Origin of the sequence: Salinisphaera japonica YTM-1, from assembly GCF_003788585.1 — a bacterium.
Classification (GTDB): domain Bacteria; phylum Pseudomonadota; class Gammaproteobacteria; order Nevskiales; family Salinisphaeraceae; genus Salinisphaera; species Salinisphaera japonica.
Map to the genome: position 1 here is coordinate 120,720 of NZ_AYKG01000012.1, position 25,828 is coordinate 146,547.

Sequence of the window (25,828 nt, forward strand, 5' to 3'; positions counted from 1 at the left end):
CGAAACTCAGAGCGGGGCATCGTAATCGATCGTCAGCGGGGCATGATCGGACAGCCGGGTTTCACGATAGACGTGCTCGGCCGTGGCCGTGGCAGCCAGGCCCGGTGTCGCCACGTGATAATCGATACGCCAGCCCACGTTGTTGTCCCAGGCCGCGCCGCGCTGGGACCACCAGGTGAACTGATCCTCGTTCGGATTGACCCCGCGAAAGACATCCACCAGGCCGATCTCGTCGAACAGGCGATCCATCCAGGCGCGCTCGTGCGGCAAGAAACCGGAATTCTTCTTGTTGTTCTTCCAGTTCTTCAGATCGATTTCCTTGTGCGCGATATTCCAGTCGCCACAGACCAGATACTCGCCGGGGGCCGCGGCCTTGGCCTGCAACACATCGATGAAGTGCACCAGATAGCGCACCTTGGAATCCTGGCGATGATCGCCCGAGGAACCCGAAGGCGCATAGAGACTGGCGATACGCAGCGGGCCGTTGTCCTGCTCGAACACAGCCTCGATATACCGACCCTCGGCATCGAACTCCGGATGATCCATGCCGCGAATGACCTGATCCGGCGCGCGCTTGGTATAGATCGCCACGCCGGAATAGCCCTTGCGCGAGGTCGCCTCTTCATAGAAACAGTGATAGCCAACCGGCCAGAAGGCCTCGATGCCCGCCAGCTGATGCTGTTGTGCCTTCAACTCCTGAATACAGACCACGTCCGGATCCTGGGCGGCCATCCACTCGAAAAAGCCTTTGCGCTGGGCGGCACGTATGCCGTTGGCGTTGAAGGACATCACCCGCATGACGCGTCTTCCTGTTGCTCGTGACTGACGTGATACGGCTCGCCGCATCGTCTCAAGGCTCTTATCATACGTGCTTGCCCATCGATGACGGACCCCGTGCCCATGCCCGACACCGCCCGCGATCATGCCCAGGATTTCCTGGCGCTGGCCGATGACTACAACGCGCTCAAATTTGGTGAATTCACGCTGAAATCCGGCCGTGTCAGCCCGTATTTCTTCAATATGGGCGAGATCGCCTCCGGCGCCGGCATGAAACGCCTGGCCGCGGCCTACGCCGCGACGCTGGCCGAGGCCGGCATCGACTACGACAGCCTGTTCGGCCCGGCCTACAAGGGCATCCCGCTGGTGGCCACCGTGGCCACCGCCCTGGCCGATCACGGTCATGACGTGGCGTTCACCTACAACCGCAAGGAAGCCAAGACCCACGGCGAAGGCGGAACCCTCGTCGGGGCGCCGCTGGGCACGCGCGTGGTCATCGTCGATGACGTGATCACCGCCGGCACGGCCGTGCGCGAGGCCATCGCCACCATCCGCGCCGCCGGCGCCGAGATCGCCGGCGTGCTCATCGCTCTGGATCGTCAGGAACGCGGTTCCGACGGCCGCTCCCCACTGGCAGCACTCGCCGAGGACGAAGGCATCCCGACGATCGCCGTGGCCACCCTGGCCGACGTGATCGCCTATGCCCGTGTCAACGGCCTGGGCGCGGAACAGATCGAGGCGATCGAAGGCTATCGCGCACGCTACGGCGTGTGACTAGCTCGGCGTGCCCGTCGCCGCCGAGGCCGAGCGACCGATCAGGGTGCCCACGCCGGCATCGGTGAACAGCTCCAGCAGCACGGCGTTATCGACCCGGCCATCGACGATATGGGCGGCGGTTACGCCGTCGGCCACGGCATCCAGCGCGCACTGGATCTTGGGCAGCATGCCGCCGTGGATCACGCCGTCGGCGATCAGGGTCTCGACCTGTTCGATGGTCAGGCCCGTCAGCAGATGGCCGTCGCCGTCGAGCACGCCCGGCGTGTTGGTCAGCAGCATGAGTTTTTCGGCGTTCAGGACCGAGGCAATGCGTCCCGCCACCAGATCGGCGTTGATGTTGTAGCTCTTGCCGTCCGTTCCGACGCCGATGGGCGCGATGACGGGGATGAAATCATCGGCCTCCAGGCGCCGCACGATACGGGCATCGATATCGGCGACCTCGCCCACGAAGCCCAGATCGGCCGTCTCGTCGTCGAGGGTGAGCTTGCGCGCGGTGATCAGGCCGCCGTCTTTGCCGGTCAGGCCCACGGCCCGGCCGCCGTGCTGGTTGATGAGGTTGACGATCTCTTTATTGACCAGGCCGCCCAGCACCATTTCGACCACGTCCATGGTCTCGGCATCGGTGACGCGCATGCCGCGGATGAACTCGGTGCGCTTGCCGACCTGTTCGAGCACGCGCCCGATCTGTGGCCCGCCGCCGTGGACGACCACCGGGTTGAAGCCCACCAGCTTCATCAGCGCGATATCGCGGGCGAAACCGGATTTGAGCGCCGGGTCGGTCATGGCGTTGCCGCCGTATTTGATGACCACGGTCTTGCCGGCAAAACGCCGGATATAGGGCAATGCCTCGCCCAGCACACGGGCCACGCGGGCGGCTTGTTCGGGATCCAGCGACATGCGCTTGTTCTCTTCCATGCTTAGTGTTGTCCGGTCGAGCCGAAACCGGCGCTGCCGCGGCCGCTGGCGGCAAATTCATCGACCACGGCCAGCTCAGCCATGACCACGGGCACGAGGATGAGCTGGGCGATACGGGCGCCGGGCTCGATCGTGTAGGGCTGACTCGAGCGGTTCCAGGCCGAGACCTTCAGCTCGCCCTGATAATCGGAATCGATCAGGCCCACGCCGTTGCCAAGCACGATGCCGTGTTTATGGCCCAAGCCCGAGCGCGGCAGGATCAGCCCGGCCAGTGCCGTGTCCTCGATCCAGATGGCAAGCCCGGTGGCCAGCAGCTCACAGCCGCCCGGGGCCAGCTCAAAGGGGGCCTCGATCATGGCCCGCAGATCCAGGCCGGCCGAGCCTTCGGTGGCATAAGCCGGCATCGGAAATTCATCGCCCAGGCGGGCATCGAGGCGTTTGACCTGTAGTTGTTTCATGCGGCTCGGCAACGGGTGTTTGAAAAGATTCAGGCGCGCTGGCCGGTTTTGTCGGCCAGGCGCTCGGCGATCTGGGCTATCAGGCGCTCGGCCAGCGCTGCCTTGGTGTCACGCTCGTAATACTGCGCGCCGGCCGCGTCGACCACGAACAGCGCGTTGTCGTCGCGGCCGAAGGCATCGTTGGGGCCCACGACGTTGCCGGCGATCATGGTCAGCCCCTTGCGGGCACGCTTGTCGCGGGCCGCGGCCTCCATATCGGTGGTCTCGGCGGCAAAGCCCAGGGTGAAAACCCGTGGGTAGTCGCGGGCGACGTCGGCGATGATGTCACGGGTGCGCACCAGACGGATCTCGGCATCGCCGTCGGATTTCTTGATCTTGTCGGTCGCGATATCGGCCGGGCGATAATCGGCCACGGCCGCGGCCCCGATGAAGACATCGGCGGCCTCGATTTCAGCCATCACCGCCGCGTGCATATCCGCGGCCGATTGCACATCGACCCGGCGTACGCCTGCCGGCACGGCCAGCGTGGTCGGCCCGGACACCAGACAGACATGCGCCCCGGCGTGCGCCGCCGCGGCGGCCAGCGCATAGCCCATGCGCCCGGATGAGTGATTGGTCAGATAACGCACCGGATCCAGCGCTTCGCGGGTCGGCCCGGCGCTCACCAATACGTGCTGCCCGGCAAGCGGCCTGGCACCGGCCGGCGCCATCCTCTCGGCGAGGGCGGCCACGATCGTGTCCGGCTCGCTCATGCGCCCGGCCCCGCTTTCGCGCTCGGCCAATGCGCCGGTATCCGGGCCGATACAGCTCACCCCGCGGGCGATGAGCGTATCCATATTGGCGCGCGTGGCCGGATGCGCCCACATGACGTGGTTCATGGCCGGGGCGACGATGATCGGCGCGGTGGTGGCCAGTGCGATCGTGGTGGCCAGGTCATCGGCCAGGCCGTTTGCCAGACGGGCCAGCACGTCGGCACTGGCCGGAGCCACGAGCATCACATCCGCCCAGCGCGCCAGCTCGATATGGCCCATGTTGAGCTCGGCCGTCTCGTCCCAGAGATCATCGCGCACCGCGTGGGCGGACACTGCGGCCAGGGCCATGGGAGCCACGAAACGCTTGGCCGCAGCGGTCATCACCACCTGAACCTCAGCGCCGGCCGCAATCAGCTGGCGCACGAGGATCGGTGTCTTGTAGGCGGCGATGCTGCCGGTGATGGCCAGCAGCACCCGTTGTCGAGTCAGGCTTTGCATGGCTTGATTGTACCCGGCGACGCGCCGTGGGGGATCGTCGTGACACAAACGATCGGGGGGAATCCATGGGAATCAGAGACTGGCCGGCCAGCGAGCGGCCACGAGAGAAACTGCTGGCCCGCGGCGCTGGCGCGCTGTCCGACGCCGAGCTGCTGGCGATCTTCCTGCGCACCGGCGTGGCCGGCACGAGCGCGGTCGATCTGGCGCGTCAGATGCTCGTCGAATACGGCAGCCTGGATGCCTTGCTGGCGGCCGATTTGAAACGCTTCAGCGCGACCCGCGGGCTGGGTACGGCCAAGTTCGCCCAGCTTCAGGCCGTGCTCGAGATGGCACGGCGCCATGCCGGTGAAGCCTTCATGAGCCGCGATGTCCTGAGTGATCCCCAGGCCACGCGGGCCTACTTGTCGATGCATATGGCCCGCAGCGAACACGAGATCTTTGCCTGCCTGTTTCTGGACAACCGTAATCGCGTGATCGTGTTCGAGGAGCTGTTTCGCGGCACCATCGACGGCGCGGCCGTTTACCCGCGCGAAGTCGTCAAGGCGGCTTTAAGGCATAATGCCGCCGCCGTGATTCTGGCCCACAACCACCCGTCGGGCGTTGCCGAGCCCTCCGGGGCCGATCGCGATATCACGAAACGCCTGATCGCCGCCCTGGATCTGGTGGATATTCGCGTGCTGGATCACCTGGTTATCGGGCGTGAGAGCATCACCAGCCTGGCCGAGCGCGGAATGATGTAAACGACAACCTTGAAGCTATCGAAACGATTGCTTAATTTTTCGTTGACATTGTCGAAGCGGCTTTCTATATTTCTAGTCGCTGGATTCCCCCTATCCGGCAACGAATTGGAGACCACCATGAAAAAAGCCGCGTTTATCATTGGCGCCAGCATGATTCCCGCCGCTGCCTCGTTTGCAGCGCCGAGTTTCTTCACGTCAAGCGAAGACACAGACGGCCCGGGTTACACCTACGTTCAGGGACAATATATTCCGCAGGGCAAGCTTGAGAATGCCCAAGGCGGCGACGACAAGGATTACGACGGCTACGGCTTCGACGTGTCCTACGAGTTTCCCGCCAACCTGATCCTTCAGGGCGGCTATGATCGTCTGGAGCTGAGCAACAGCAGCATCGACGTCAACCGTGCGAACGTCGGCCTGGGCACGCACTATTTCATCGACTACGGCGGTGCCGAAGATACCGGCGTGGACATCTACGGCCTGGGCAGCTACGAGCGCCTGGAGTTTCGTAATGCTGTCGGCGGCGACGATGCCACCGGCACGGGCTACAGCATCACGGCCGGTCTGCGCTGGATGGTTGATCCGCAGGTCGAGATCAACCCGCACGCCAAGTGGGTCGACTACGGCAGCATTTCCGGCGGCCAGGCCAGCTACGGCAGCCCGGACGGCTTCGAGTACGGCCTGCAGCTCGTCGGCTATCTCAGCGAAGACCAGCATCTCGCTCTGACTGCCGGCTATGACCGTACCGACGTCGATTACGGCCCGCAGGACGCGAACTTTCGTAACGAAGTCAGCGTGGGCGCGCGTCTCAACTTCTAAGACGCTTAGAAGATTCGCGCTACCGCGCAAGAAAAACACCCCGCCCGGCGGGGTGTTTTCGTTGGCACGGGATAAAAGGTTGCAGATCCCGGTTGTACGGCTTTCGCGTTGATGGTTAAATACGCGGCTCGCCGACGCCGATAGCGCGCGACCAGGAGTCGAAAACATGTCACAGATTTGTCAGGTCACCGGCAAGAAGCCGATGTCCGGTAACAACGTATCGCACGCCCACAACAAGACGCGCCGCCGCTTTGTGCCCAATCTGCACTGGCATCGCTTCTGGGTAGGCACCGAAAACCGCTACGTGCGTCTAAAGGTGTCGGCCAAGGGTATGCGTATCATCGATCGCCGCGGAATTGACGATGTGCTCGTCGATCTGCGCAAACGTGGGGAGAAAGTCTAATGCGCGAAAAGATTCGTATGGTCTCCACCGCGGACACCGGGTTCTTCTACACCACGTACAAGAACAAGCGGAACACGCCCGACAAGCTCGAAATCAAAAAGTATGATCCCAAGGCGCGCAAGCACGTGACCTTCAAGGAAGCCAAGATCAAGTAGCTCTTGGGTTTCGGATCCAACGATCAAGCCGGCCGCGAGCCGGCTTTTTCGTGGGCGGCGGGTATAACGTTAGAGCCTGCCCGAGCGGCTCGGCCTACAGTGTCTGCCGGATAGTTTGGGCATCACGCAACGGGTCGTATCGGTTCAATGGATAACACGCCGCTGCTGGAAGCGACCGGGCTCGTACGCCACTACGGCCGCCACCCCGGCGTGGCCGATATCGATCTGAGCGTCGCTCCGGGCGACGTCGTGGGGCTTTTGGGCGTTAACGGGGCCGGCAAGAGCACGATTCTGCAGCTGCTGGCCGGCACGCTGGCCCCGCACGCCGGGCGTATCCGTATCGCCGGCCATGATCTGGCGCGCGCGCCAAGCCGCGCCAAGCGTCATATCGGTTATCTGGCCGAGCGCCCGGCGCTCTACGGCGAGCTTACCGTGGATGAAAGCCTGGATCTGGCCGCCCGCCTGCAACAGATCCCGCGCGCGGCCCGGCTTGATGCCGTGGCCAGCGCCAAACACGATACGGGGCTGGCCGATATCGGACGCCGGCTCGTTGGCGGCCTGTCCAAGGGCACGGCTCAGCGGGTCGGCCTGGCCCAGGCCATCGTCCATCGGCCGGCCCTGCTGCTGCTGGACGAACCGACCTCCGGGCTCGACCCGAGCCAGCTACGCGGCATGCGCGAGTTGATCGCCCGGCTGTCGGCCGATCACGCCGTGATTCTTTCAAGCCATCTGCTGGCCGAGATCCAGGCGGTGGCGACCCGCACGGTGATCGTCGCCGGCGGGCGTATCGTGCTCGACGGGCCCATGAGCGACGACGAGACGCGCTGGATCGAGATGACCTGCCTCAGGGCACCCGCGCCCGACGCGCTGACCGGTTTCACCGAGATTCAGGCCGCCGAACCGATGGGCGCGGGCCGTGTTCGCCTGCGCGGCGCGCCCGGCACGGATATCCGTGCGCGCGTGGTCGAGCTGTCGGTCATCCACAACTGGGGGCTGGTCGGGCTACGCGCCTCAGGCAATGATCTTGAGCATCGCTTCATGACGGCCACCGGCCAGACGCCAGCCCGCCATGAGGCACGGCCATGAGCGCGACGCTGGCGATCATGCGCCTGGAAACCCGTCGGCTGTTCGTCTCCCCCCTGTCCTGGGTGCTGGCCGCCATGACCCAGCTGCTCACGGGGCTGTTGTTCGTGATGACGCTGACCGATATCCAGAATAATCCCAACGCGCTGGCCGATGCCGGCGGGGTAACGGTCTTCGTGGCCGGCGGGTTGATGCGGTTCGTCACCTTGATTCTGTTGCTGGTGGTGCCGCTTTTAACCATGCGCAGCATCGCCGAAGAGCGCAAACAGGGCACCTGGCCCTGGCTGGTGGCCAGCCCGATCGGTACGAGCGCGCTGGTGGCCGGCAAGTTTTTCGGCGTTATGGGCTATCTCACCCTGATCTGGGCGCTCACCGCGGCCATGCCGGCCGCGCTGGCGGTCTTCAGCCCGTTGGATATGGGCATCCTGGCGGCCGGGCTGATCGGGCTCTGGCTGATGATGGCAAGCTTTGCGGCCCTGGGGCTACTGGCCTCGGCCATGACCCGCGAGCCGAGCCTGGCCGCGGTGATCACCCTGACCGCGATCCTGCTGGCCTGGCTGGCCTATGCCGTATCGGCGATCGACTGGCAGCCCGTGGTCTTTGACCATGCCCTGGATATCGCCGGCATGATTCGCGGCGCCTCGCCGATCGGCCATCTGGATAGCCTGTTGCGCGGGCTGTTCACCACCGCCGATCTGGTTTATTTCGCGGTCTTCGTGCTCGCCTGTCTGGCCTTGACCGTGCTGCGCCTGGACGCCGAACGTCGATGAACATCGCGCTACGACGGATCAGCCTCCTGTTGTCAGTGGCCCTGATTCTGGCCGCGGCCGTTCTGGCTATTCTGGCCGGCCAGCGCTACTCGGCGCGTTTCGACTGGACGGCCGATCAACGCCACGGGCTGTCGACGGCCAGCCAACGGGTGATCGAGGCCCTGGACGGCCCGATCACGTTCGTGGCCTATATGTATCCGGGCACCGAACGCCAGCGCCTGCGCGAGCGCCTGGGCCGCTACGTGAACGCCGATGCCCGTATCCGGCTGGAATTTCGTGATCCGGCCCGTCACCCGCGTCGTGTGCGCGAGCTGAATATCGGGCCCGACGGCGCCGTGGTCGTGCGCGTTGATGACCGCACGGCCAAGATCGATCAATACGACGAGGCCAGCGTCACCCAGGCCTTGCAGCGTGTCTCGCCCGGCGGCTCGCCGTGGATCGTGTTCGTGGCCGGCCACGGCGAGCGCGGCCTCGATGACACGGCCACCGCCGGCTATGCCGACTTCGCGGCCGCGCTGGATGCCCAGGGGCTACGAACACGCAACGTGAACCTGGCCGCCGCGCACGCGGTGCCGGACAACACCGGCGTGCTGGTCATCGCCTCGCCCCAGCAGCGTTATCTGCCCGGCGAGATCGACATGATCAGGCGCTATGTCGATAACGGCGGCACCCTGCTCTGGCTGGATGACCCGGGCCCGCGCTACGGGCTCACGCCGTTGGCCGACGATCTGGGGATCTCGTTTCTGGCCGGCACGGTGGTCTATCCCGACTACCAGACGCTGGGCACGACAAGCCCGGCGATCAGTGCGATCGCCCAGTATCCGAACACGCCCATCACGCGCTCGCTCAACCAGGTGACGCTGTTTCCGTTTGCCGGCGCGCTGGCCGGCGACAGCGACAGCGGCTGGCAGGCCGATGTGATTCTGCGCTCGGCCACGCGCAGCTGGCTGGAAACCGGCTCGCTGGAGGGCAACAGCATCACCTACCAGCCGGATGCCGGTGATCGCCTCGGCCCGTTGACCCTGGGCTATGCGCTGAACCGACAACGCGATGCCGACGACAGCGCAAGCGCGACACGAGCCCAGCGCGCGGGTGTTGTTGCCGACAGCGATTTTCTGGATAACGGCCATCTGGCCCTGCTGGGCAATCGACGCCTGGGGCTGGCGATCGTGCAATGGCTGGCCGGGCGTGACCGCCAGATCGCCATCGACGTGCCCGAGGCCCCCGATGCCCGGCTTGTTCTGGCTCCGGGGCGCCTGGCCGATCTGCGGGCCGTGTTCGTCGTTGCCCTGCCGATCGGGCTGCTGTTGATCGGCGGGCTGCGCTGGGGCCTGCGTCGGCGACGCCGATGACGCGCCGGCTCGTCATCAACCTGGCGCTGGCAGGTCTGGTCGGGCTGCTCGGCGTGCTGGTGTTGCTGCCGAGCCTGTGGCCCGCGGACGATGCGGGCCCGGCCGAGGCGACAACGTCTCTCGGCCAGCAGCTCGGCCTGGCCGCTGACGGCCCGACGCACCTGCGGGTGCGCCGCGGCGCCGACCAGGTTCGGCTGTCGAAACACGATGGCCGCTGGCGTGTGATATCGCCGGTCAATGCAAGAGCTGACGCCGCGCATCTGGAGATCATCCACGCCCTGCGCACGAGTGAGGCGCTGCGCCGCGTTGATGGCCATGATCTGTCGGGCGAGGTCACCGGGCTGGATACGCCGCTCGTGGTGCAATACGACGACAGCCCGCCGGTACGCATCGGCGGGCCAGGCCCGAACGGGGCCACACGCTATGTGGCCGCCGCCGGCCAGACCTGGCTGGTGCCTCTGGCCCACTATGACAACCTGGCCTGGCACTGGACCGACTGGCTGGATCGCGCCCTCTTGCCTGACAACCGCGCGCTGCGCCGCATCGTGTTGCCGGATTACACGCTCGAGAACACGACGACCGGTTGGCAGGTTCAGCCCGATGAGACACGAGGCGCTGCGGCGGCTGCGGCCACGGCCTCGGCCTGGCGTCGGGCGGCCGCGCTGGCCGTCGTGCCGGCGGATCGCTCGCGTGAGCGCCTGGCCCGCGTGACGCTGGTCTTTGGCGATACCTCACGCCAGGTCTTCGACATTATCGAGCGCGGGCCCAATCTCGTGCTGCGCAGCGAGGCGCTCGGCGTGGATTATCATCTGGCCGGCAATCGCATCGGCCCGCTTTTGAATCTGGTGCACCCGGGTCTGTCAAAATAGGGCCATGCCCGAACTTCCCGAAGTCGAGACCACGCGTGCCGGCATCGAGCCGCATGTGATGGGCCAGCAGGTGCGTACCGTGATCGTGCGCCAGCCGCAGCTGCGTTGGCCGGTCACCGACACACTCGCCGCCGAGCTGCCCGGCCAGACGATCCACGGCGTGGCACGCCGTGCCAAGTATCTGTTGTTCGCCGCCGATACCGGCCATGTCTGTCTGCATCTGGGCATGTCGGGGCGGCTGCGTATCGTGGCTGCCGGCACGCCGCTGGTCGCCCACGATCATGTCGATATCGAGCTGACCAACGATTGGGTCGTGCGCTACAACGATGCCCGGCGCTTTGGCTCGATCTTCTGGCTGACCGAGCCCCCGGAAACGTTTTCGTTGCTGGCCCGGCTAGGCCCCGAGCCGTTGTCGAACGACTTCGACGGCGCTTGGCTCAAGACCCAGGCCGCGCGCCGGCGTACTGCGATCAAGGCGTTCATCATGGATAGCCAGGTCGTCGTCGGTGTGGGCAATATCTATGCCTGCGAGGCCCTGCACATGGCCGGCATCCATCCGCGTCGGCCCGCTCAGAGTGTCTCGCGCGCCCGCTACGACCGCCTGGCCGAGGCGATCAAGACCGTGCTGGCCCGGGCGATCACCGTCGGCGGCACCACGCTTCGCGACTATATCGGCGTCGACGGCGATACCGGCTATTTCCAGCTCTCGCTGGCCGCCTATGGCCGCGAAGGCGCGCCCTGCCCGCGCGGCTGCGGCGTGATCCGGCGTGAGGTGATCGGCCAGCGCAGTACGTTCTTCTGTCCAGGCTGCCAACGCTAAACGGCCGATCCGGTGTAAGTGACAAGCGCCGTGCAGGCTCGTAAGGTGCGCTGATACCTCTTATTTCGGTCCACGCCATGCGTTATATCGCCCTGATTGCCGCCGCGCTCGCCACGCTGCTGTTCGGCCTGGGGACGTGGGTATTGCCGCGTTATTTCGGCCTGTTTTTCATCATTGCCGTGATCTTTCTTGTGATCGGGCTGCGTGATCTGTTCCAGTCGGAGCATGCGCTGCTGCGCAACTATCCGCTGCTGGCACATTTTCGCTGGTTCTTCGAGGCCATTCGCCCGGAGATTCGTCAGTATCTGATCGAATCAGACACCGAGGCCGCGCCCTTCTCGCGCGAGCAGCGCAGCCAGGTTTATGCCCGGGCCAAGGGCGACAACGACTCCGACCCGTTCGGCACCGAACTCAACGTGTATGCCGAGGGCCACGAATGGTTGGCGCATTCCATGGCGGCCCGCGAACCGGCCCAAACACCGCCACGCGTACTGATCGGCGGGCCGGATTGCAGCCAGCCCTATTCGGCCTCCACGCTGAATATTTCGGCCATGAGTTTCGGCTCACTGTCGGCCAACGCGATTTCCGCACTCAACAAGGGCGCCGCGAAAGGCGGCTTTTTCCACGATACCGGCGAAGGCTCGGTCTCGAAATATCATCGCGAGCACGGCGGTGACCTGGTCTGGGAGCTGGGCAGCGGCTATTTCGGCTGTCGCGCCAAGGACGGCACCTTCGACCGGGCACAGTTCGTCGACAACGCCGCCGAAGAACAGGTCAAGATGATCGAGATCAAGCTCTCGCAGGGGGCCAAACCCGGCCACGGCGGCGTGCTGCCCGGTGCCAAGGTCACCCCCGAGATCGCCGAGGCACGCGGCGTGGAGGTCGGCCAGACCTGTGCCTCACCGCCTTATCACACCGCGTTCTCGACCCCGATCGAGATGATGGAATTCATCGCCGATCTGCGCGAGGGCGCAAACGGCAAGCCGGTGGGCTTCAAACTGTGCATGGGCCACGGCTGGCAGTTCATGAGCCTGGCCAAGGCCATGCTCAAGACCGGCATCACGCCGGACTTCATCGTCGTCGACGGCGCGGAAGGCGGCACCGGGGCGGCCCCGCTGGAACTGGCCGACAACGTCGGCACGCCGCTGCGTGAAGGCCTGGTCTGGGCCCACAACACGCTGGTGGGCGCCGGGCTTCGTGAGCGCATCAAGCTGGGGGCCTCGGGCAAGATCACCTCGGGCTTTCGCATGGCCTCGAACATGGCGCTGGGTGCGGACTGGTGCAATTCGGCCCGTGGCTTCATGTTTGCGCTGGGCTGTGTGCAGTCCGAGTCCTGTCATACCGATCGGTGCCCGGTGGGCGTGGCCACACAGAACGCCTGGCGCCAGCGCGCGCTGGTCGTGCCCGACAAGGCCGAGCGGGTCTATGCCTTTCACAAGGCCACCGTGGCCGCCATGCAGGAAGTCGTGGCCACCGTGGGCCTGGATCATCCCGGCCAGCTCGCGCCCGAGCATCTGTGTCGACGCACCCGTGACTCCGAGATTCTGACCGCGGACCAGGTCTATCGCTTCCTGGCGACCGGCGAGCTGCTCGTCTCCAATCGCGCCGGACGCTACGAGAGCGCCTGGGCCCGTGCCCAGGCCGAGAGTTTCCTGCCGCGTAGCCAGGCAGCCTAGCCAGGAGCTTCGATATGGCGTTCACCGATCGATTCCGTCGTCGCCCGCCGGCCGGGCGCACTTCGCATGCGCCGCCCGAGACACCGGCGGCACTGCGCGACTATGCCGATCAATATTCGGAGACGCGCTTCTGGACCAAGATGTCGCATGTCTTGAAGCGCGCCGGCCACGAGCTGCTGGAAAAAGCGCTGTGGCTGCACTATGCCGCCCAGCGCCCGGACACGCCGCGTTGGGCCCGGGCCACGGCTTACGGGGCACTGGCTTATTTCATCCTGCCCTTCGATGCGATTCCCGACTGGCTGTTCGGCATGGGCCTGACCGATGACCTGGGCGCGCTCACGCTGGCCGTGGCCACGATCTCGCAATATATCGACGACGACGTGAAAGCCCGAACCCAGAGCCGCCTGAATGCCTGGTTTGGCCGCTCGCAGCCCCCAACACGACGCGCCCACGACAAGCCGAGCTTCAATCATGACGATATTTAATCTGGCCGGACGCCGTGCGCTGGTTACCGGTGCGTCTTCCGGCGTGGGCGAGGCCACGGCCCGCCTGCTGGCCACCCACGGCGTGGGCGTGGTCATCGCCGCCCGCCGCGCCGACCGGCTGAGCGCACTGGCCGAGGAGATCGGCGCCCATGCCATACCCATTGATCTGGCCGAGCCCGGCGCCCCCGAGCGGCTGATCGAACAGGCCACGGCCGCCCTGGGCGGGCTGGATATCCTGATCAACAACGCCGGCGCGCATCATCGCGGCGATTTCGCTGACCAGAGCGCTGACGATCTGGCCACGATGATCGACGTGAACCTGCGCGCCCCGCTTGTGCTATCGCGCCTGGCCCTGCCCGCGCTCGAACAAAGCGGGGCCGGCACGATCGTCAACGTGGGCTCGGTGGCCGGGCGCATGCCGGTACCGGGCAGCGCCACGTATTCCGCCAGCAAGGCCGGGCTGCGCGCGCTCACCTATGCGCTGGCCGAGGAATTCGCCGATCGGGCGGTATCGATCTCGGTGGTCTCACCGGGGCCGATCGCCACGGATTTCATCCTCTCGGATATCGATGCCGTCACCGATCTGACGTTCTCCCAGCCGATGAGTACGCCCGAGCAGATCGCCGACGATATTCTGGCCTGCATCATCGACGGCAAGACCGAGCGTACGCGCCCGGCCTCGACGCGTTTCATGACCACGATGGGCTATCTGTTTCCGGCCATTCCGCGGCTGTTGCGCCCGGCGCTCGCGGCCAAGGGCCGTCGTGCCAAGGCCCGCTATCGCCAGGGCGTGTCGTCATAAGATAAGACGAGACGCCTCAGGGCCTGAACCGACAAGGAACGGTCGCCCGCGGCCATGTCTTGCGAGTGCAACCGGACAAGCGCACAGTGTTCGTGCAAAAGACAACAACTTGTTATGGGAGTTTTAAGATATGGGCATTATTGCTTGGATCATCTTCGGCCTCATTGCCGGCGCCATCGCCAAACTGATCATGCCGGGTAAGGATCCGGGCGGCATCATCGTCACGATCATCATCGGTATCGTGGGTGCCGTGGTCGGCGGCTTTGTCGGCAGCGCGCTGGGTATCGGCGGCGTCTCCGGTTTCAATATCGGCAGCTTCCTGATCGCGATCCTGGGCGCTATCATCCTGCTGGCGATCTATCGCGCGGTCGCTCGCTAGGCGAACGGCGAAAACCGTTGGAAAAACCGGCCTCGTGCCGGTTTTTTCTTGTCTATAACAAGCCGCGCAGACCGTCGAAACCGAGCTTGAGCGCCAGCACGATCAGGATCACGCGCACGACGACACGAAACACGCCTTCCGAGACATGGTGGTTAAGCCGCCGGCCCACCAGGGTGCCGATGATCGAGACCGCCACCATGGGAATCAGCAGATCCCAGCAGGCCAGCACGCTATAGCCGGCCATGGAAAACGCCGCGATCTTGGCCGCGTGGCCGCAGGCCTGGCCCACCGCCATCGTGGCGATCACGTTTTCGCGCTTCCAGTCGTCTCTTAAAAAGAACGGCGCAACCAGTACGCCGATGCCGCCGACCAGCGGGCCCATCACGCCGGCGATGGCACCGGCGACCAATAACCCGCCGCGCCCGTGCAGACGCAGCCAGCGGGCCCATACCGGCCATACGCCCAAGGCGATGAACACGGCCATCACCACCCGCAGCGCGTCCGGGTTAGCCGCCGCGACTAACGGCGCCACCAAAAACGGCACCGGTACGGCACCCAGCAAGAACAAGCCCAGCGCCGACCATTTGATATCCGCGCGATAGGCCACACAGCGCGAGCCGTTCGAGGCCAACTGAACGCCGGCGTGCAGGGGCAGCGCCAACGCCGGCGCCATGCCGACGGCAAACAGCACGCCAATCAAGATCATCCCGCCGCCCATGCCCGCCATCGCCGAGATCACGGCAGTCGTCAGGGCGACGAGGCTAAGCCCGACAATCATCGCGTATCGCGGCCCAGCGTGTAGATATCGCGCTCACGCAGTACGAACAGCGCAATGGCCGCGGCCCACATCGGCCAGGCAGCAAAGAACAGCAGGTTCGGCCCGGCGAACGGGTCGAGATACTGTGCCCAGGCGGCCAGAGTCGACACGCCGTGCACGATGACCACGAAGCCATATGTCCAGAATTTGAGGCGCCCGGCGACAAACACCAGCAGGATCAGCGCCTCAACGACCGCGATCAGCGTGATCGGCGATACCCCGAAGCCGCCGAGCCCGTAATAGGCCTCGTACACATGCGAGGCGTGGCTCGGATTGACGAATTTGTCGATCGTCCACATGGCCATCACGACAAAGATCGTGATCCGCATGAACAACAGCACGACACCCAGACGCGTGCGCTCGGACATCAGATTTCCTTCTGTTTGAGAGCCCGGCGCGTTCAGCGGCGCCAGGCATGAAAACGTGCCAGCCAGGGAAAGACCCAGTCCGGCGCGTGGGCTTTTTTCCAGTTGCTGGCCGCGAACTTGTTGGCCTCGGCCAGGGTGGGGTAGCTGTGAATGGTCGACAGAATCTTGTTCAGGCCGATGCCGTGCTTCATGGCCAGTACGATCTCGGCGATCCATTCGCCGGCGTTCTCGCCGACAATTGAAGCACCCAGAATCGTGTCCTTGCCCGGCACGGTCAGTATCTTGACGACCCCGGCCGTGGCCGATTCGGCCAGCGCTCGGTCGTGTTCGGCCAGTTCATAAGTCGTGATTTCGTAATCGATACCGGCCGCACTCGCCGAGGCCTCGTTATGGCCCACATGCGCCACGTTGGGCTCGGTATAGGTTGACCAGGGCAGGTGATCATAGCTCACGGCGAAACGCTTGAAACTGCCGAACAGCGCGTTGACCGTGGCATGCCAGGCCTCGTGCGAGGCCGCATGGGTGAGTTGATAACCACCGATGGCATCGCCGCAGGCATAGACCGTGGGCACGGCCGTTGCCAAGTGCGCATCCACCGCGATACGCCCGTCGCGCAGGATGCCGAGATCTTCCAGGCCAAGGCCCTGGGTACGCGGCGCCCGGCCCACGGCCATGAGGATCCGGTCCACCACCAACGGCTCATCGCCGTCGAGGACAAGCGCTTGCCCGTGATCGTGGACGTGCACCGCGGCCAGCGTCGTACCCGTCTTGATGGTGATGCCTTCATCGGTGAGCACGGCGGCCAGCCGGTCAGCGATATCGGCGTCCTCGACCGGCAGAATATGCGCGCCCTGTTCGATCAACGTGACCGTTGCCCCCAGCCGCGCGAACGCCTGGGCCATCTCACAGCCGATCGCCCCGGCACCAACCACGGCCAGGCGTTGCGGCACGGCTTCGAGCGACCAGAGCGTGTCCGAGGTCAACGGGCAGGCCTCGGCCAGGCCCTCGATATCCGGCACGACCGGCACCGCCCCCGTGGCCAGCACGATCGCCCGCGCGGTCAGACGCGTGCCATCACCCAGCTCGACCGTCCAGGGATCGACCAGCCGTGCGCTGTCGGTGCGTACATCCACACCCAGGCTCTGGTAGCGCTCGACCGAATCATGCGGTGCGATGGTGGCGATGATGTCTTTCACGCGCGTCATGACGTCACGGAAATCGAAGCTCGGCTCGACCGGCGCAAGCCCGAAACGATCGGCGCGGCGCATGTCATGGGCCGCGCGCGCGGTGCGCAGCAGTGCCTTGGACGGCACACAGCCCGTATTCAGACAATCCCCGCCCATCGTGTTCTTTTCGATCAGCGTCACACGGGCCTTGACCGTGGCCGCGATCAGCGCGGCCACCAGGCCGGCCGAGCCCGCGCCGATGACGATCAGGTTACGATCAAACTGCTTGGGCCGCGTGTAGCCGGCCAGCGCCCGACGGCGCCGCACCAGCGCCACGCCGTAGCGGGCGGCCAGCGGAAACAGCCCGAGCAGCACGAACGACGCGATCAACCCCGGCGAGACGATGCCGCCCACGGAATCGATCTGGCCAAGCTGGGTGCCGGCATTCACATAAACCACCGTGCCGGCCAGCATCCCCAGCTGGCTGACGACATAAAACACGGCCAGGCGCATGGCCGTGAGCCCCATCGCCAGATTGATCACGAAAAACGGAAACACCGGCACCAGGCGCAGGGCGAACAGATAGAACGCGCCGTCGCGCGCGATACCGCGATCCAGCGTGGCCAAGCGTTTGGAAAAACGTGCTTTCACCCAGTCGCGCAGTATGAAACGCGCCGACAGAAACGCCAGGCTCGCGCCGATGGCTGAGGCAAACGAGACCAGCACCACGCCCATCACCAACCCGAACAGTGCCCCGCCGACCAGCGTGAGCACGGCCGCCCCGGGGATCGAGGCAGCCGTCACCGCGATATAGACGCCGAAATAGACCAGAGCCGCGGTCAAGACATGCTGATCCACCCAGCCGCCAAGTGCCGCCCGTTGATCGACAAAGCAGGCCACGCTGGCAAGCCCCTGCTCGGCGCACACCCCGCCCAGCCATGTGCCCGGTGCCGCCACGAAATAGACGACCACAATGGCCACGAGCGCAAGCGCCAAGGCAAGACGAGAAAACGTCATAGTCTGCAACCGATGGACGAGGCGGGCGCGGACCGAGGTCTGCTAGACTTCGACCCGCCGTATTTGCCCGAACCTCAAGGGATCGGACCCCATGAAACACGAAACCGACAACTTGCGCATCCAAGGTATTCAGGAACTGGTCTCGCCGGAGACGCTTCTGACCGAACTGCCGGTCAGCGAGGCCGCGGCCACGACCGTCTACGAGGCCCGCGGTGCAATGCAAAACGTGTTGTCGGGCAACGACGACCGGCTCGTGGTGGTCGTGGGCCCCTGCTCTATCCACGACGTGGACGCCGCCCTGGAATACGCCGAGCGCCTGGCCGAACTGCGCGAGCGCTATGCGGATGATCTGATCATCGTCATGCGCGTGTATTTCGAAAAGCCGCGCACCACCGTCGGCTGGAAAGGCCTGATCAACGATCCCGATCTGGATGATTCCTTCCAGATCAACAAGGGTATTCGCCAGGCCCGCAAGCTGCTGGCCGATCTGGCCGAGCGCGGTATGCCGGCCGGCGTCGAGTTTCTTGACCTGATCACCCCGCAATACCTGGCCGATCTGGTGGCCTGGGGCGCGATCGGCGCACGCACCACCGAATCCCAGGGCCATCGCGAGCTGGCCTCCGGGCTGTCCTGCCCGGTCGGCTTCAAGAACGGCACCGGCGGCTCGATCAAGATCGCGGTGGATGCCGTGGGGGCCGCGCGCCACTCGCATCATTTCCTGTCGCTGACCAAGGAAGGCCAGTCCGCGATCTTTCAGACCGCGGGCAACGCCGACTCCCACGTCATCCTGCGCGGCGGGGCCAACGGGCCCAACTTCGACGCCGATGCCGTGGCCGGTGCGATCGCCCAGCTCGGCCAGGCCGACCTGCCCGGCTATGTGATGATCGATTTCTCCCACGCCAACAGCCGCAAGCAACACAAGAAACAGCTGGAAGTCGGCGACGACGTCGGCGGCCAGATCGCCGCCGGCAGCAAGGCCGTCTTCGGCGTGATGATCGAATCCCACTTGAAAGAAGGCGCCCAGAAACTCGTACCCGGCATGGCGCCCGAATACGGCGTGTCCATCACCGATGCCTGCCTGGGCTGGGAAGACACGGAAAAACTGCTGGGCGACCTGGCCCATGCGGTCTCCGAACGCCGCGGCCTGGGCGATAGCAGCGACACCGACTAGCGGTAACGCGCGCCTCTCCTCGGGGCGCGTTCTTCAAGGCAATCCGCCGATGAACGCCGAACAACGCAGATCGCGGTCATGCTGTCGTGGCATGGCGGCTGCGCGGGCGCCACTGTCTACCCGGGCGCGTTCTTTGAAGGGCTATCCGCAGATTTCACAGATTACGCAGATTTGCGAAAGGCGTTGTCGGCTCTGAATGAGCTGTGGGGCGCATCGGCCTTGAGTCGGAACGGCTTTTTCTTAAGACATTTATCCGCAGATGGACGCCGATAAACGCCGATGGCGGTCGGATATCGCGTCGTTGCGAGGATGACGGCGCCACCGCTTCCGGCGTCGTAGTGGCCAGTAAAAATTGAACACGCCCTCGTTGGGCGGCGGCGTAGAACCGGCCGCCGTGGCACCGCTGAACGAAAACGCCAGCAGCACTGGCGCTTCGATCCAACCGCGCCGCAACACGCATCCGCCATCGGCGTTTATCGGCGTCCATCTGCGGATTGTCTTGAAGAACGCGCCGCTGAATTAAAAACGACTCAGTAAAAATCTGCGCAATCTGCGGATAGTCCCTTAAAGAACGAAGCCTCGGTCAGCCGTGGCGCCTCGATCTCACTGACGCCCCGCCTATCGACCGCCATCTGCGCTTATCGGCGCCCATCGGCGGATTGCCTTGAAGAACGCGCCCCCAACCCCCTACCAATAAGGCCCGGGCAGGATAGCCGCCAGCAGCCGCGCCGGCACGTTGAGTTTTTCGCTGTTTTCGGCCGGGCCGGATTTGGTGCGCGCGACCTTGGACGACGGAAACATGTGAAAAGCCTTGTGCAGCACGAAGTCGTTGAATCGCGGCCACATGGCATAGCTGACCTGGGCAAACGTGCCCAGCGGTGAGGCCACGCTCTTGGGCCGGTCGACGATGGCGTTGGCGATCATGTCGGCAGCCTGCTCGGGGGTCAGTGCCGGCACGTAGTCATAGAGTTTGGTGGGTGCGATCATCGGCGTGCGCACCAACGGCATATAGACGGCGGTGAGATCGATATTGCGCGAGGCCACCTCGGGCGAGAGACAGCGCGAGAACGCGTCCAACGCGGATTTGGAGGCCACATAAGCTGAAAACCGCGGCGCGTTGGTCAGCACCCCGATCGACGAGACATTCAGAATATGCCCGGTCCGGCGCTTGGCCATGGTGGGCAGGAAATTGAAGATCATCCGCAGTGCACCGAAATAGTTCAGCTGCATGGTGCGTTCGTAATCGTGGAAACGGTTCAACGACTCGAATACGGCCCGGCGGATCGAATGCCCGGCGTTGTTGATCAGGATATCGACGTGGTGATGTTCGGCCAGGATGGCATCGGTACAGGCATCGATCGCCGCGATATCCGATAGATCACAGGAATAGGCATAAGCCGTGCCGATGGTCGCGATGATCGAGCGGGCTTCTTCGAGCTTGTCGGGGTTGCGCGCGACCAGACACACCGTGGCGCCCGCGGCGGCCAGTTTCTTGGCCGTGGCGAAGCCGATACCGCTGGAGCCACCGGTAATGACCACCACCCGGCCCGAGGCCCGGCGTACGAGTGAGGCCGAGACATCGACGTCACAATCCAGATGCATTTCCCAGTAGCGCCAGAGCGTCTCGGCATATTCCGATAGCGGCGGGCAGCTGATGCTGCTACCGGCCAGCGCGGCGCGCGTGTTCACATCGTCGAAGACCGCGCGGTTGTTGATATAGCCCAGAATCGCCAGCGGCACGCCCAGCGACTGGGCCGCGCGCTTGGCCAGCCAGTCGGCGGCCGGCAGCAGGGCGCCGATCTGCTTGATCTGGGTTTCCAGCGCGCCGGACCACTGCTGGCTGGGCAGGTTATGGATCACGTCCGGGCCGTGGGCGGCGCGCACGAAGATCTTGGTCATCTCGCCGGCGGTGGGTGGGTTGTCCTGGATCAATAGATACGCTTTGCCGTTGCCCTCACGCTTGTGGGCGATATGCACGGTGGCATCAATCACATAGTCCACCGGGGCGATGGGCATCTGCCCGCCCTCGATGCCCAGCAGCGGCAGCCACTTGGGCAAGCGATCCCGCAGCGCCTTGATGGCCGGGAAAAAATAATACGGCCCGTCGATCTTGTCGATCTGGCCGGTCTGTGAATCGCCGACGACCATGCCCGGGCGATAGATCCGCCAGGGCACCCTGGCATGCTCGCGTACGACCGCCTCGGCCTGGAACTTGGTGCGATAATACGGATGCGTCAGACGCTGACCCACGTCGAACATCTCATCGGAAAACCGCCCGACGTGGTCCGCACCGGCCACCGCCACCGACGACATGTGATGAAAGCGCGGCTTGGTCTTGTTGGCATTGGCAAGTGCGCCGGCCAGCGCCAGCACGTTGGCCGTGCCCTTGACGTTGAACAGATCGGCCGTGGCGTCGCTCATGTCCATGTCGTAGACCGCGGCCAGATGAAAGACATGATCGATCTCGCCGGACAGCCGTTCGACGGCCGCCCTATCGATGACGCCGTCCTTGGTGATATCGCCCCAGACCGGAATCAGGCGGCTTTCATCGGCATCCAGGCGTATGCGCAGATCGTCCATCTTGTCGGCGCTGGCGCGGCGGATCAGCACGTAAACCGTGCTATTGGCGCGCGCAAGCAGCTTGGCCACCAGGCGCCGGCCCAGAAAACCGGTCGCGCCGGTCACGAGATATTTCATGTTCTTGTTCTCCAGTGCCACATGAGCTTGGCAGGCGTCTTCGGTCTATCGTGTCTTCTGACAGAATACGGACTTTCACCGCACGAAAATGACAGCCATGAGTGACACCCTATTCGCAAAGATCATCAATCGCGAGATCGAGGCCGATATCGTTCATGAAGACGATACCGTGCTGGCCTTTCGCGATATCGCCCCGCAGGCGCCGATGCATATCCTGGTCATCCCGAAGAAACCGATCGACATGCTGGCCAACGCCGGCGCCGACGATCAAGCGTTGCTGGGCCACATGATGCTGACCGCCGCCCGGATCGCCGCCGACGAAGGCTATGGTGACGGCTTTCGTCTGGCCATGAACAACGGCGAGAAAGCCGGCCAGTCCGTCTTTCATATCCATCTGCACGTGCTGGGCGGGCGGGCCTTCGACTGGCCGCCGGGCTGAAGCCCCCGGGCACGAACCCACGGCGGCGCGACTTGTTTTTTTAAGATCAGGCGCTATCGTCACGCACCGGGCCACGGCGCCTTGTACGCGCCGGCCCACCCGGTTCACTCGGCACTGTCAGGCTCTCATGAACAGCAACTCACAACACGCCTCGCCCCGTCCTGCCCCCATCGAGGATGTTCAGGGCCGCACGGATCCGCGCCGCCTGGCCATCAACAAAGTGGGCATCTGCGATATCCGGCATCCGGTCTCGATCGCACAGCGCGTTGGCGGGCATCAGTCCACGGTGGCGACGTTTGCCATGTACGTGAACCTGCCGCACGAGTTCAAGGGCACGCACATGTCGCGCTTCGTGGAGATCCTGAACGCCCACGAGCAGCAGATCACCCCGGATTCCTTTCAGCTCATGCTCGAGGAAATGGCCGAGCGCCTGGAGGCCAATAACGGCCATATCGAAATGTATTTCCCCTACTTCGTCGACAAGTACGCGCCGGTGACCGGGGAGAAAGGCGTCATGGACTACGAAGTGGGCTTCATCGGCGATCGCGTGGACGGTGTCTCAACACTCTACGTCGAAGTTCAGGTGCCGGTGACCACGCTCTGTCCCTGCTCCAAGGATATCTCGGATTACGGCGCCCACAATCAGCGCTCGCTCGTGACCATCCGAGTGCGTGCCGATGCCTTCTTCTGGGCCGAGGAACTCATCGATATCGCTGAAAGCGAAGGCTCTTGCGAGCTCTATGGCGTGCTCAAGCGGATCGATGAAAAAGCCGTGACCGAACGCGCCTACGAAAACCCCAAGTTCGTCGAGGACGTGGTGCGCGATATCGCCACGCGGCTGAACGACGACGATCGGTTTCGTAGTTATCGGGTGACCTCGGAAAACTTTGAATCGATCCACAATCATTCGGCCTACGCGATGATCGAGCACGACAAGGATGCCGAATAGGCCAGGGGCGCCGTTCGATTCAAAGTCCGGCTGACATCAGCGAACGCATCCCGCGGCTTCGCCGCGGGAACCCTGCTCTTCGTCGCTGAATCAGCCGACTTCTCATCCATCCACAATCATTCGGCCTACGCGATGATCGAGCACGACAAGGACGCCGAATAGGTCCGGGGCGCTGTTCGATCCAAAGTCCGGCTGACATCAGCGAACGCATCCCGCGGCTTCGCCGCGGGAACCCTGCTCTTCGTCGCTGAATCAGCCGACTTCTCATCGATCCACAATCGTTCGCCCCACGCGATGAACGAGCACGACAAGGACGCTGAATAATACCGCGGCTTCGACGACTTACAGTCAGGCCGGTATCCACTCGTAGACATCGCTTTACGCGCTCGCCGCGACTGGATATATTTACAGCATGGAAAAGCTGACTCCCAAGCAGCAGCGGGTCTACGACTTCATTCGTGACACGCTGATCGATACGGGCGCCCCGCCCACGCGAGCCGAGATTGCCCAGGCGCTGGGATTTGCCTCGGCGAACGCGGCCCAGGCGCATCTGCGCACGCTGGCCCGCAAGGGCGCGATCGAGCTCGGCTCGCGGCGCAGCCGCGGGATCCGTCTGGTCAATAACAGTGGCGAGCCAGCCAGCGTCGATACGGCCGCCAATGACGATACCGACGACGGGCTCGCCGTGATCGGGCGCGTGGCAGCCGGCGAGCCGATACTGGCGGTCGAGCATATCGAGCGACGTGTCCGTATTGCCGACGACGTGTTCGCCACGCCGGCCGATTATCTGCTCACCGTTCGCGGCGACAGCATGACCGGCGTCGGCATCCTCGACGGCGACCTGCTGGGCGTGAAAACAGCCAGCGAGGTCCACAACGGCCAGATCGGGGTGTTTCGGCTCGGCGAGGACGTGACGGTCAAACGCTTTTTCAAAAGCGACACCGGCGCGGTACGCTTGCAGGCCGAGAACCCGGCCCATGCCGATATCCAGGTGGACCCCGAACAAGACGAGTTAGTGCTGGAAGGTTTGGCCGTGGGCGTGGTGCGCTCTATCCACTAGGGCATGACTACAGCCCGATAAAAAAGCCGCCCGGACACCGGGCGGCTTTTCAAGGCGTGTCGGCCAGGGCCGACACGTCGCCTGTTCTATTGCTGCCCGCCGCGTCCGGCTTGAATCGCCTCCAGCGGTACCATGATGGCTTCGGCGCGCTCGTTTTTGCGACGCCCGGCCGGCGTATCGTTACTGGCAATCGGGTGCTGGTTACGCATGCCGCGTGCGCCGATACGATCCGGATCGGTTCCGGCCTGGACCAGAAGCTGGGCGACGTCGCGCGCTCGTGCATCTGTCAGCCCCTGACGATAAGCCGCGACCTGCTGCGCATGCGAGAGATCCTGCTGGGCCAGCTTCGGGTTGGCGTTGATGAACGCCTGCAGGCGCTGATCCGCGGGTTCGGCGTTGTCGGTAAAGCCAAAGACCGCGACGCCCAGATCCGGGTGGGCCGCCAACAGATCGACCAGCCGGCCGATGACTTCGCGTGAGTCATCGGTCAGACGTGCCGAGCCCTCTTGGAACTGCAGGCTGCCGAGCATCGTCGGCACGACACGCTCATTGATGAGTTCGTCGTCGCTGAGCTGTCCGGCGTCAGCCGTGGCCCCGGGGCCGGTCGAGACCCCGCGCGATGCCTGTAGCGCGTTGAGCTGATTCAGGCCCAGCTCGCGCTGTGCGGTGTACTGCGCAACCTGGGCCTGGCGCTCGGCGTCGTGCGCGGCATCGGCCACGCCGGACAACGCCTTGGCGGATCGCTTGTCGTTCTTGGCGATCTTGTCCCAGCCGGATTGCGCCTCGGCCAACGATGCTTCGGCCCTGGACAGCGCATCGGCACCGAATTCGTTGACCCGTTCCTGCGCCTTGGCCGCGGCGACGGCCTTGCGGGCATCGGCCAGCGGCACGAACGTCGGCGCCCCGCCGTCGGGGTCGCGCCGAATGGCATCGCGCCAGGCCTCGACCTGGGCCGTATGGCCTTCGAGTTGCGGCGCCCTGGGCGCATCGTCGTTAAACAGCGCACAGCCGGACAGGCCAGTAGCCAGAACGGCGACAACTAGCAGACGATAACCCATGCTCAACCCCCGATCGGCGCGGTGTTGGATAACCCGCTACCGCCCATGCCATTGTCAAAGCCCAGCGATCCGTCAGTGCGCCCTGTCGTCTCATCGGCGGGCTGCGACTGTGTCTGCTGGAGCTGGCCCAGCTGTTTGTTGACGGCCTTGGCCTGTGTCTCGACCAGCGCTTCCCGAGCGTCCAGACGGGCCTGAGCCACGAGCACATCAATACGCTCGCGCTCGGCCGGCTTGAGATCACGATCAGCGCGTGCTGCCGCGAACAGGATATCGCGGGCCAGCGTGATCCGGCGCCGCGCACTGTCTACCGCCCGCGGGGCGAAGTCCTCGGCATTGGCACGCACCGCCTTGTCCAACGCCTGCGTGGCCGGCTCGAGCACGCTTTGATCCGGCACCGCCGGGCGTTCGCCCCGGTTGCCGTCGCTGACACAGCCGGACAGCGCAACGACGGCCACCACGAGCAGGCCGAGTACGTGTTGTGGCAGGCGACATTTCCTACGACCGCTTCGAGCAGGCGACATGGCCCTCTCCCCAGACATGACGGATACGACCGCATACC

28 protein-coding genes are annotated in these 25,828 nt (G+C 64.6%); 18 read left to right on the forward strand and 10 right to left on the reverse strand.

Features of this window, described 5'->3' with window-relative positions:
• Positions 1-6 precede the first annotated feature (6 nt).
• The gene (locus SAJA_RS05225; protein WP_123657612.1) at positions 7-798 is read right to left on the reverse strand and encodes an exodeoxyribonuclease III; all 792 of its coding nucleotides are present in this window, start codon (positions 796-798) and stop codon (positions 7-9) included.
• Positions 799-900: 102 nt separating this feature from the next.
• On the opposite strand from SAJA_RS05225, the gene pyrE reads away from it, so the two are divergent.
• Positions 901-1,551 carry an orotate phosphoribosyltransferase gene (gene pyrE / locus SAJA_RS05230; RefSeq protein ID WP_123657613.1) on the forward strand — a complete coding sequence of 217 codons (651 nt, stop codon included), beginning with the start codon at positions 901-903 and terminating at the stop codon, positions 1,549-1,551.
• On the opposite strand, the gene argB is transcribed toward pyrE, so the two are convergent.
• The 3 genes from argB to coaBC are packed head-to-tail and all read right to left on the reverse strand — an operon-like array spanning position 1,552 to position 4,177.
• On the reverse strand, positions 1,552-2,469 hold the full coding sequence (gene argB, locus SAJA_RS05235) for an acetylglutamate kinase (RefSeq protein WP_221180135.1): 918 nt from the start codon (positions 2,467-2,469) through the stop codon (positions 1,552-1,554).
• Positions 2,470-2,471: 2 nt separating this feature from the next.
• Entirely contained in the window at positions 2,472-2,927 is a 456-nt protein-coding gene (gene dut, locus SAJA_RS05240; RefSeq protein ID WP_123657614.1) for a dUTP diphosphatase, read from the reverse strand.
• 29 nt (positions 2,928-2,956) lie between these two features.
• Positions 2,957-4,177, reverse strand: a complete 1,221-nt coding sequence (gene coaBC, locus SAJA_RS05245) for a bifunctional phosphopantothenoylcysteine decarboxylase/phosphopantothenate--cysteine ligase CoaBC (protein WP_123657615.1) — start codon at positions 4,175-4,177, stop codon at positions 2,957-2,959.
• A 65-nt stretch (positions 4,178-4,242) separates the two neighbouring features.
• On the opposite strand from coaBC, the gene radC reads away from it, so the two are divergent.
• From radC to SAJA_RS05310, 13 genes are all read left to right on the forward strand, one after another.
• A complete protein-coding gene (gene radC, locus SAJA_RS05250; protein WP_123657616.1) occupies positions 4,243-4,917 on the forward strand; it encodes a RadC family protein in 675 nt (224 codons plus the stop codon).
• Between the two features lie 117 nt (positions 4,918-5,034).
• A complete protein-coding gene (locus tag SAJA_RS05255; protein WP_123657617.1) occupies positions 5,035-5,733 on the forward strand; it encodes a hypothetical protein in 699 nt (232 codons plus the stop codon).
• Between the two features lie 166 nt (positions 5,734-5,899).
• Positions 5,900-6,136, forward strand: a complete 237-nt coding sequence (gene rpmB, locus SAJA_RS05260) for a 50S ribosomal protein L28 (RefSeq protein ID WP_123657618.1) — start codon at positions 5,900-5,902, stop codon at positions 6,134-6,136.
• The gene (gene rpmG, locus SAJA_RS05265; RefSeq protein ID WP_123657619.1) at positions 6,136-6,291 is read left to right on the forward strand and encodes a 50S ribosomal protein L33; all 156 of its coding nucleotides are present in this window, start codon (positions 6,136-6,138) and stop codon (positions 6,289-6,291) included. The genes rpmB and rpmG overlap by 1 nt, the downstream gene beginning before the upstream one ends.
• Before the next feature lie 147 nt (positions 6,292-6,438).
• Complete coding sequence (locus SAJA_RS05270; RefSeq protein ID WP_123657620.1) at positions 6,439-7,377, forward strand: ABC transporter ATP-binding protein; 939 nt, start codon at positions 6,439-6,441, stop codon at positions 7,375-7,377.
• Positions 7,374-8,144, forward strand: a complete 771-nt coding sequence (locus SAJA_RS05275; RefSeq protein ID WP_123657621.1) for an ABC transporter permease — start codon at positions 7,374-7,376, stop codon at positions 8,142-8,144. The genes SAJA_RS05270 and SAJA_RS05275 overlap by 4 nt, the downstream gene beginning before the upstream one ends.
• Complete coding sequence (locus tag SAJA_RS05280) at positions 8,141-9,496, forward strand: GldG family protein (RefSeq protein WP_123657622.1); 1,356 nt, start codon at positions 8,141-8,143, stop codon at positions 9,494-9,496. Before SAJA_RS05275 ends, SAJA_RS05280 begins: the two co-directional genes overlap by 4 nt.
• Positions 9,493-10,365: a DUF4340 domain-containing protein gene (locus SAJA_RS05285; RefSeq protein WP_123657623.1), complete on the forward strand. Its 873-nt coding sequence runs from the start codon at positions 9,493-9,495 to the stop codon at positions 10,363-10,365. The genes SAJA_RS05280 and SAJA_RS05285 overlap by 4 nt, the downstream gene beginning before the upstream one ends.
• A 4-nt stretch (positions 10,366-10,369) precedes the next feature.
• Entirely contained in the window at positions 10,370-11,185 is an 816-nt protein-coding gene (gene mutM / locus SAJA_RS05290; RefSeq protein WP_123657624.1) for a bifunctional DNA-formamidopyrimidine glycosylase/DNA-(apurinic or apyrimidinic site) lyase, read from the forward strand.
• Between the two features lie 77 nt (positions 11,186-11,262).
• Entirely contained in the window at positions 11,263-12,861 is a 1,599-nt protein-coding gene (locus SAJA_RS05295) for an FMN-binding glutamate synthase family protein (RefSeq protein ID WP_123657625.1), read from the forward strand.
• Between the two features lie 140 nt (positions 12,862-13,001).
• Positions 13,002-13,346 carry a YkvA family protein gene (locus SAJA_RS05300; RefSeq protein ID WP_342777537.1) on the forward strand — a complete coding sequence of 115 codons (345 nt, stop codon included), beginning with the start codon at positions 13,002-13,004 and terminating at the stop codon, positions 13,344-13,346.
• Positions 13,333-14,148 carry an SDR family NAD(P)-dependent oxidoreductase gene (locus SAJA_RS05305; protein WP_123657627.1) on the forward strand — a complete coding sequence of 272 codons (816 nt, stop codon included), beginning with the start codon at positions 13,333-13,335 and terminating at the stop codon, positions 14,146-14,148. The genes SAJA_RS05300 and SAJA_RS05305 overlap by 14 nt, the downstream gene beginning before the upstream one ends.
• Positions 14,149-14,278: 130 nt before the next feature.
• Positions 14,279-14,527, forward strand: coding sequence for a GlsB/YeaQ/YmgE family stress response membrane protein (locus SAJA_RS05310; protein ID WP_123657628.1), 249 nt, complete (start codon positions 14,279-14,281; stop codon positions 14,525-14,527).
• A 52-nt stretch (positions 14,528-14,579) separates the two neighbouring features.
• On the opposite strand, the gene SAJA_RS05315 is transcribed toward SAJA_RS05310, so the two are convergent.
• Genes SAJA_RS05315 through SAJA_RS05325 form a run of 3 tightly spaced genes read right to left on the reverse strand, consistent with a single transcriptional unit; the run spans position 14,580 to position 17,895 of the window.
• The gene (locus SAJA_RS05315) at positions 14,580-15,305 is read right to left on the reverse strand and encodes a sulfite exporter TauE/SafE family protein (protein WP_123657629.1); all 726 of its coding nucleotides are present in this window, start codon (positions 15,303-15,305) and stop codon (positions 14,580-14,582) included.
• Positions 15,302-15,712 carry a hypothetical protein gene (locus SAJA_RS05320; RefSeq protein WP_123657630.1) on the reverse strand — a complete coding sequence of 137 codons (411 nt, stop codon included), beginning with the start codon at positions 15,710-15,712 and terminating at the stop codon, positions 15,302-15,304. The genes SAJA_RS05315 and SAJA_RS05320 overlap by 4 nt, the downstream gene beginning before the upstream one ends.
• Before the next feature lie 32 nt (positions 15,713-15,744).
• Positions 15,745-17,895 carry an FAD-dependent oxidoreductase gene (locus SAJA_RS05325; RefSeq protein WP_123657631.1) on the reverse strand — a complete coding sequence of 717 codons (2,151 nt, stop codon included), beginning with the start codon at positions 17,893-17,895 and terminating at the stop codon, positions 15,745-15,747.
• Positions 17,896-17,986: 91 nt separating this feature from the next.
• On the opposite strand from SAJA_RS05325, the gene SAJA_RS05330 reads away from it, so the two are divergent.
• Complete coding sequence (locus tag SAJA_RS05330; RefSeq protein ID WP_123657632.1) at positions 17,987-19,066, forward strand: 3-deoxy-7-phosphoheptulonate synthase; 1,080 nt, start codon at positions 17,987-17,989, stop codon at positions 19,064-19,066.
• A gap of 687 nt (positions 19,067-19,753) precedes the next feature.
• Here the strand turns inward: SAJA_RS05330 and SAJA_RS05335 are convergent.
• Positions 19,754-21,763, reverse strand: coding sequence for an SDR family oxidoreductase (locus SAJA_RS05335; RefSeq protein WP_123657633.1), 2,010 nt, complete (start codon positions 21,761-21,763; stop codon positions 19,754-19,756).
• A gap of 97 nt (positions 21,764-21,860) precedes the next feature.
• Between SAJA_RS05335 and SAJA_RS05340 the strand changes: the two genes are divergently transcribed.
• The 3 genes from SAJA_RS05340 to lexA all read left to right on the forward strand — a co-directional run bounded on the left by SAJA_RS05340 (position 21,861) and on the right by lexA (position 24,211).
• On the forward strand, positions 21,861-22,202 hold the full coding sequence (locus SAJA_RS05340) for a histidine triad nucleotide-binding protein (RefSeq protein WP_123657634.1): 342 nt from the start codon (positions 21,861-21,863) through the stop codon (positions 22,200-22,202).
• Between the two features lie 127 nt (positions 22,203-22,329).
• On the forward strand, positions 22,330-23,151 hold the full coding sequence (folE2, locus tag SAJA_RS05345) for a GTP cyclohydrolase FolE2 (RefSeq protein WP_123657635.1): 822 nt from the start codon (positions 22,330-22,332) through the stop codon (positions 23,149-23,151).
• Between the two features lie 412 nt (positions 23,152-23,563).
• Positions 23,564-24,211 carry a transcriptional repressor LexA gene (gene lexA / locus SAJA_RS05355; RefSeq protein ID WP_123657636.1) on the forward strand — a complete coding sequence of 216 codons (648 nt, stop codon included), beginning with the start codon at positions 23,564-23,566 and terminating at the stop codon, positions 24,209-24,211.
• 86 nt (positions 24,212-24,297) lie between these two features.
• Here lexA and SAJA_RS05360 read toward each other — a convergent pair whose 3' ends face one another.
• Together SAJA_RS05360 and SAJA_RS05365 are read right to left on the reverse strand one after the other, a co-directional pair.
• Entirely contained in the window at positions 24,298-25,269 is a 972-nt protein-coding gene (locus SAJA_RS05360; protein ID WP_123657637.1) for an OmpA family protein, read from the reverse strand.
• Between the two features lie 2 nt (positions 25,270-25,271).
• Positions 25,272-25,790, reverse strand: a complete 519-nt coding sequence (locus tag SAJA_RS05365) for a DUF4398 domain-containing protein (RefSeq protein ID WP_123657638.1) — start codon at positions 25,788-25,790, stop codon at positions 25,272-25,274.
• Positions 25,791-25,828: the final 38 nt, after the last annotated feature.

Coding starts and splice junctions, on each gene's coding strand:
- coaBC (WP_123657615.1), bottom strand. CDS start 4,177: ATGCAAAGCCTGACTCGACAACGGGTGCTGCTGGCCATCACCGGCAGC.
- SAJA_RS05325 (WP_123657631.1), bottom strand. CDS start 17,895: ATGACGTTTTCTCGTCTTGCCTTGGCGCTTGCGCTCGTGGCCATTGTG.
- SAJA_RS05285 (WP_123657623.1), top strand. CDS start 9,493: ATGACGCGCCGGCTCGTCATCAACCTGGCGCTGGCAGGTCTGGTCGGG.
- SAJA_RS05365 (WP_123657638.1), bottom strand. CDS start 25,790: ATGTCGCCTGCTCGAAGCGGTCGTAGGAAATGTCGCCTGCCACAACAC.
- SAJA_RS05295 (WP_123657625.1), top strand. CDS start 11,263: ATGCGTTATATCGCCCTGATTGCCGCCGCGCTCGCCACGCTGCTGTTC.
- dut (WP_123657614.1), bottom strand. CDS start 2,927: ATGAAACAACTACAGGTCAAACGCCTCGATGCCCGCCTGGGCGATGAA.
- SAJA_RS05225 (WP_123657612.1), bottom strand. CDS start 798: ATGCGGGTGATGTCCTTCAACGCCAACGGCATACGTGCCGCCCAGCGC.
- radC (WP_123657616.1), top strand. CDS start 4,243: ATGGGAATCAGAGACTGGCCGGCCAGCGAGCGGCCACGAGAGAAACTG.
- mutM (WP_123657624.1), top strand. CDS start 10,370: ATGCCCGAACTTCCCGAAGTCGAGACCACGCGTGCCGGCATCGAGCCG.
- SAJA_RS05305 (WP_123657627.1), top strand. CDS start 13,333: ATGACGATATTTAATCTGGCCGGACGCCGTGCGCTGGTTACCGGTGCG.
- SAJA_RS05300 (WP_342777537.1), top strand. CDS start 13,002: ATGTCGCATGTCTTGAAGCGCGCCGGCCACGAGCTGCTGGAAAAAGCG.
- SAJA_RS05360 (WP_123657637.1), bottom strand. CDS start 25,269: ATGGGTTATCGTCTGCTAGTTGTCGCCGTTCTGGCTACTGGCCTGTCC.
- SAJA_RS05275 (WP_123657621.1), top strand. CDS start 7,374: ATGAGCGCGACGCTGGCGATCATGCGCCTGGAAACCCGTCGGCTGTTC.
- SAJA_RS05340 (WP_123657634.1), top strand. CDS start 21,861: ATGAGTGACACCCTATTCGCAAAGATCATCAATCGCGAGATCGAGGCC.
- SAJA_RS05310 (WP_123657628.1), top strand. CDS start 14,279: ATGGGCATTATTGCTTGGATCATCTTCGGCCTCATTGCCGGCGCCATC.
- argB (WP_221180135.1), bottom strand. CDS start 2,469: ATGGAAGAGAACAAGCGCATGTCGCTGGATCCCGAACAAGCCGCCCGC.
- SAJA_RS05280 (WP_123657622.1), top strand. CDS start 8,141: ATGAACATCGCGCTACGACGGATCAGCCTCCTGTTGTCAGTGGCCCTG.
- SAJA_RS05330 (WP_123657632.1), top strand. CDS start 17,987: ATGAAACACGAAACCGACAACTTGCGCATCCAAGGTATTCAGGAACTG.
- folE2 (WP_123657635.1), top strand. CDS start 22,330: ATGAACAGCAACTCACAACACGCCTCGCCCCGTCCTGCCCCCATCGAG.
- SAJA_RS05270 (WP_123657620.1), top strand. CDS start 6,439: ATGGATAACACGCCGCTGCTGGAAGCGACCGGGCTCGTACGCCACTAC.
- rpmG (WP_123657619.1), top strand. CDS start 6,136: ATGCGCGAAAAGATTCGTATGGTCTCCACCGCGGACACCGGGTTCTTC.
- SAJA_RS05255 (WP_123657617.1), top strand. CDS start 5,035: ATGAAAAAAGCCGCGTTTATCATTGGCGCCAGCATGATTCCCGCCGCT.
- lexA (WP_123657636.1), top strand. CDS start 23,564: ATGGAAAAGCTGACTCCCAAGCAGCAGCGGGTCTACGACTTCATTCGT.
- SAJA_RS05320 (WP_123657630.1), bottom strand. CDS start 15,712: ATGTCCGAGCGCACGCGTCTGGGTGTCGTGCTGTTGTTCATGCGGATC.
- pyrE (WP_123657613.1), top strand. CDS start 901: ATGCCCGACACCGCCCGCGATCATGCCCAGGATTTCCTGGCGCTGGCC.
- rpmB (WP_123657618.1), top strand. CDS start 5,900: ATGTCACAGATTTGTCAGGTCACCGGCAAGAAGCCGATGTCCGGTAAC.
- SAJA_RS05315 (WP_123657629.1), bottom strand. CDS start 15,305: ATGATTGTCGGGCTTAGCCTCGTCGCCCTGACGACTGCCGTGATCTCG.
- SAJA_RS05335 (WP_123657633.1), bottom strand. CDS start 21,763: ATGAAATATCTCGTGACCGGCGCGACCGGTTTTCTGGGCCGGCGCCTG.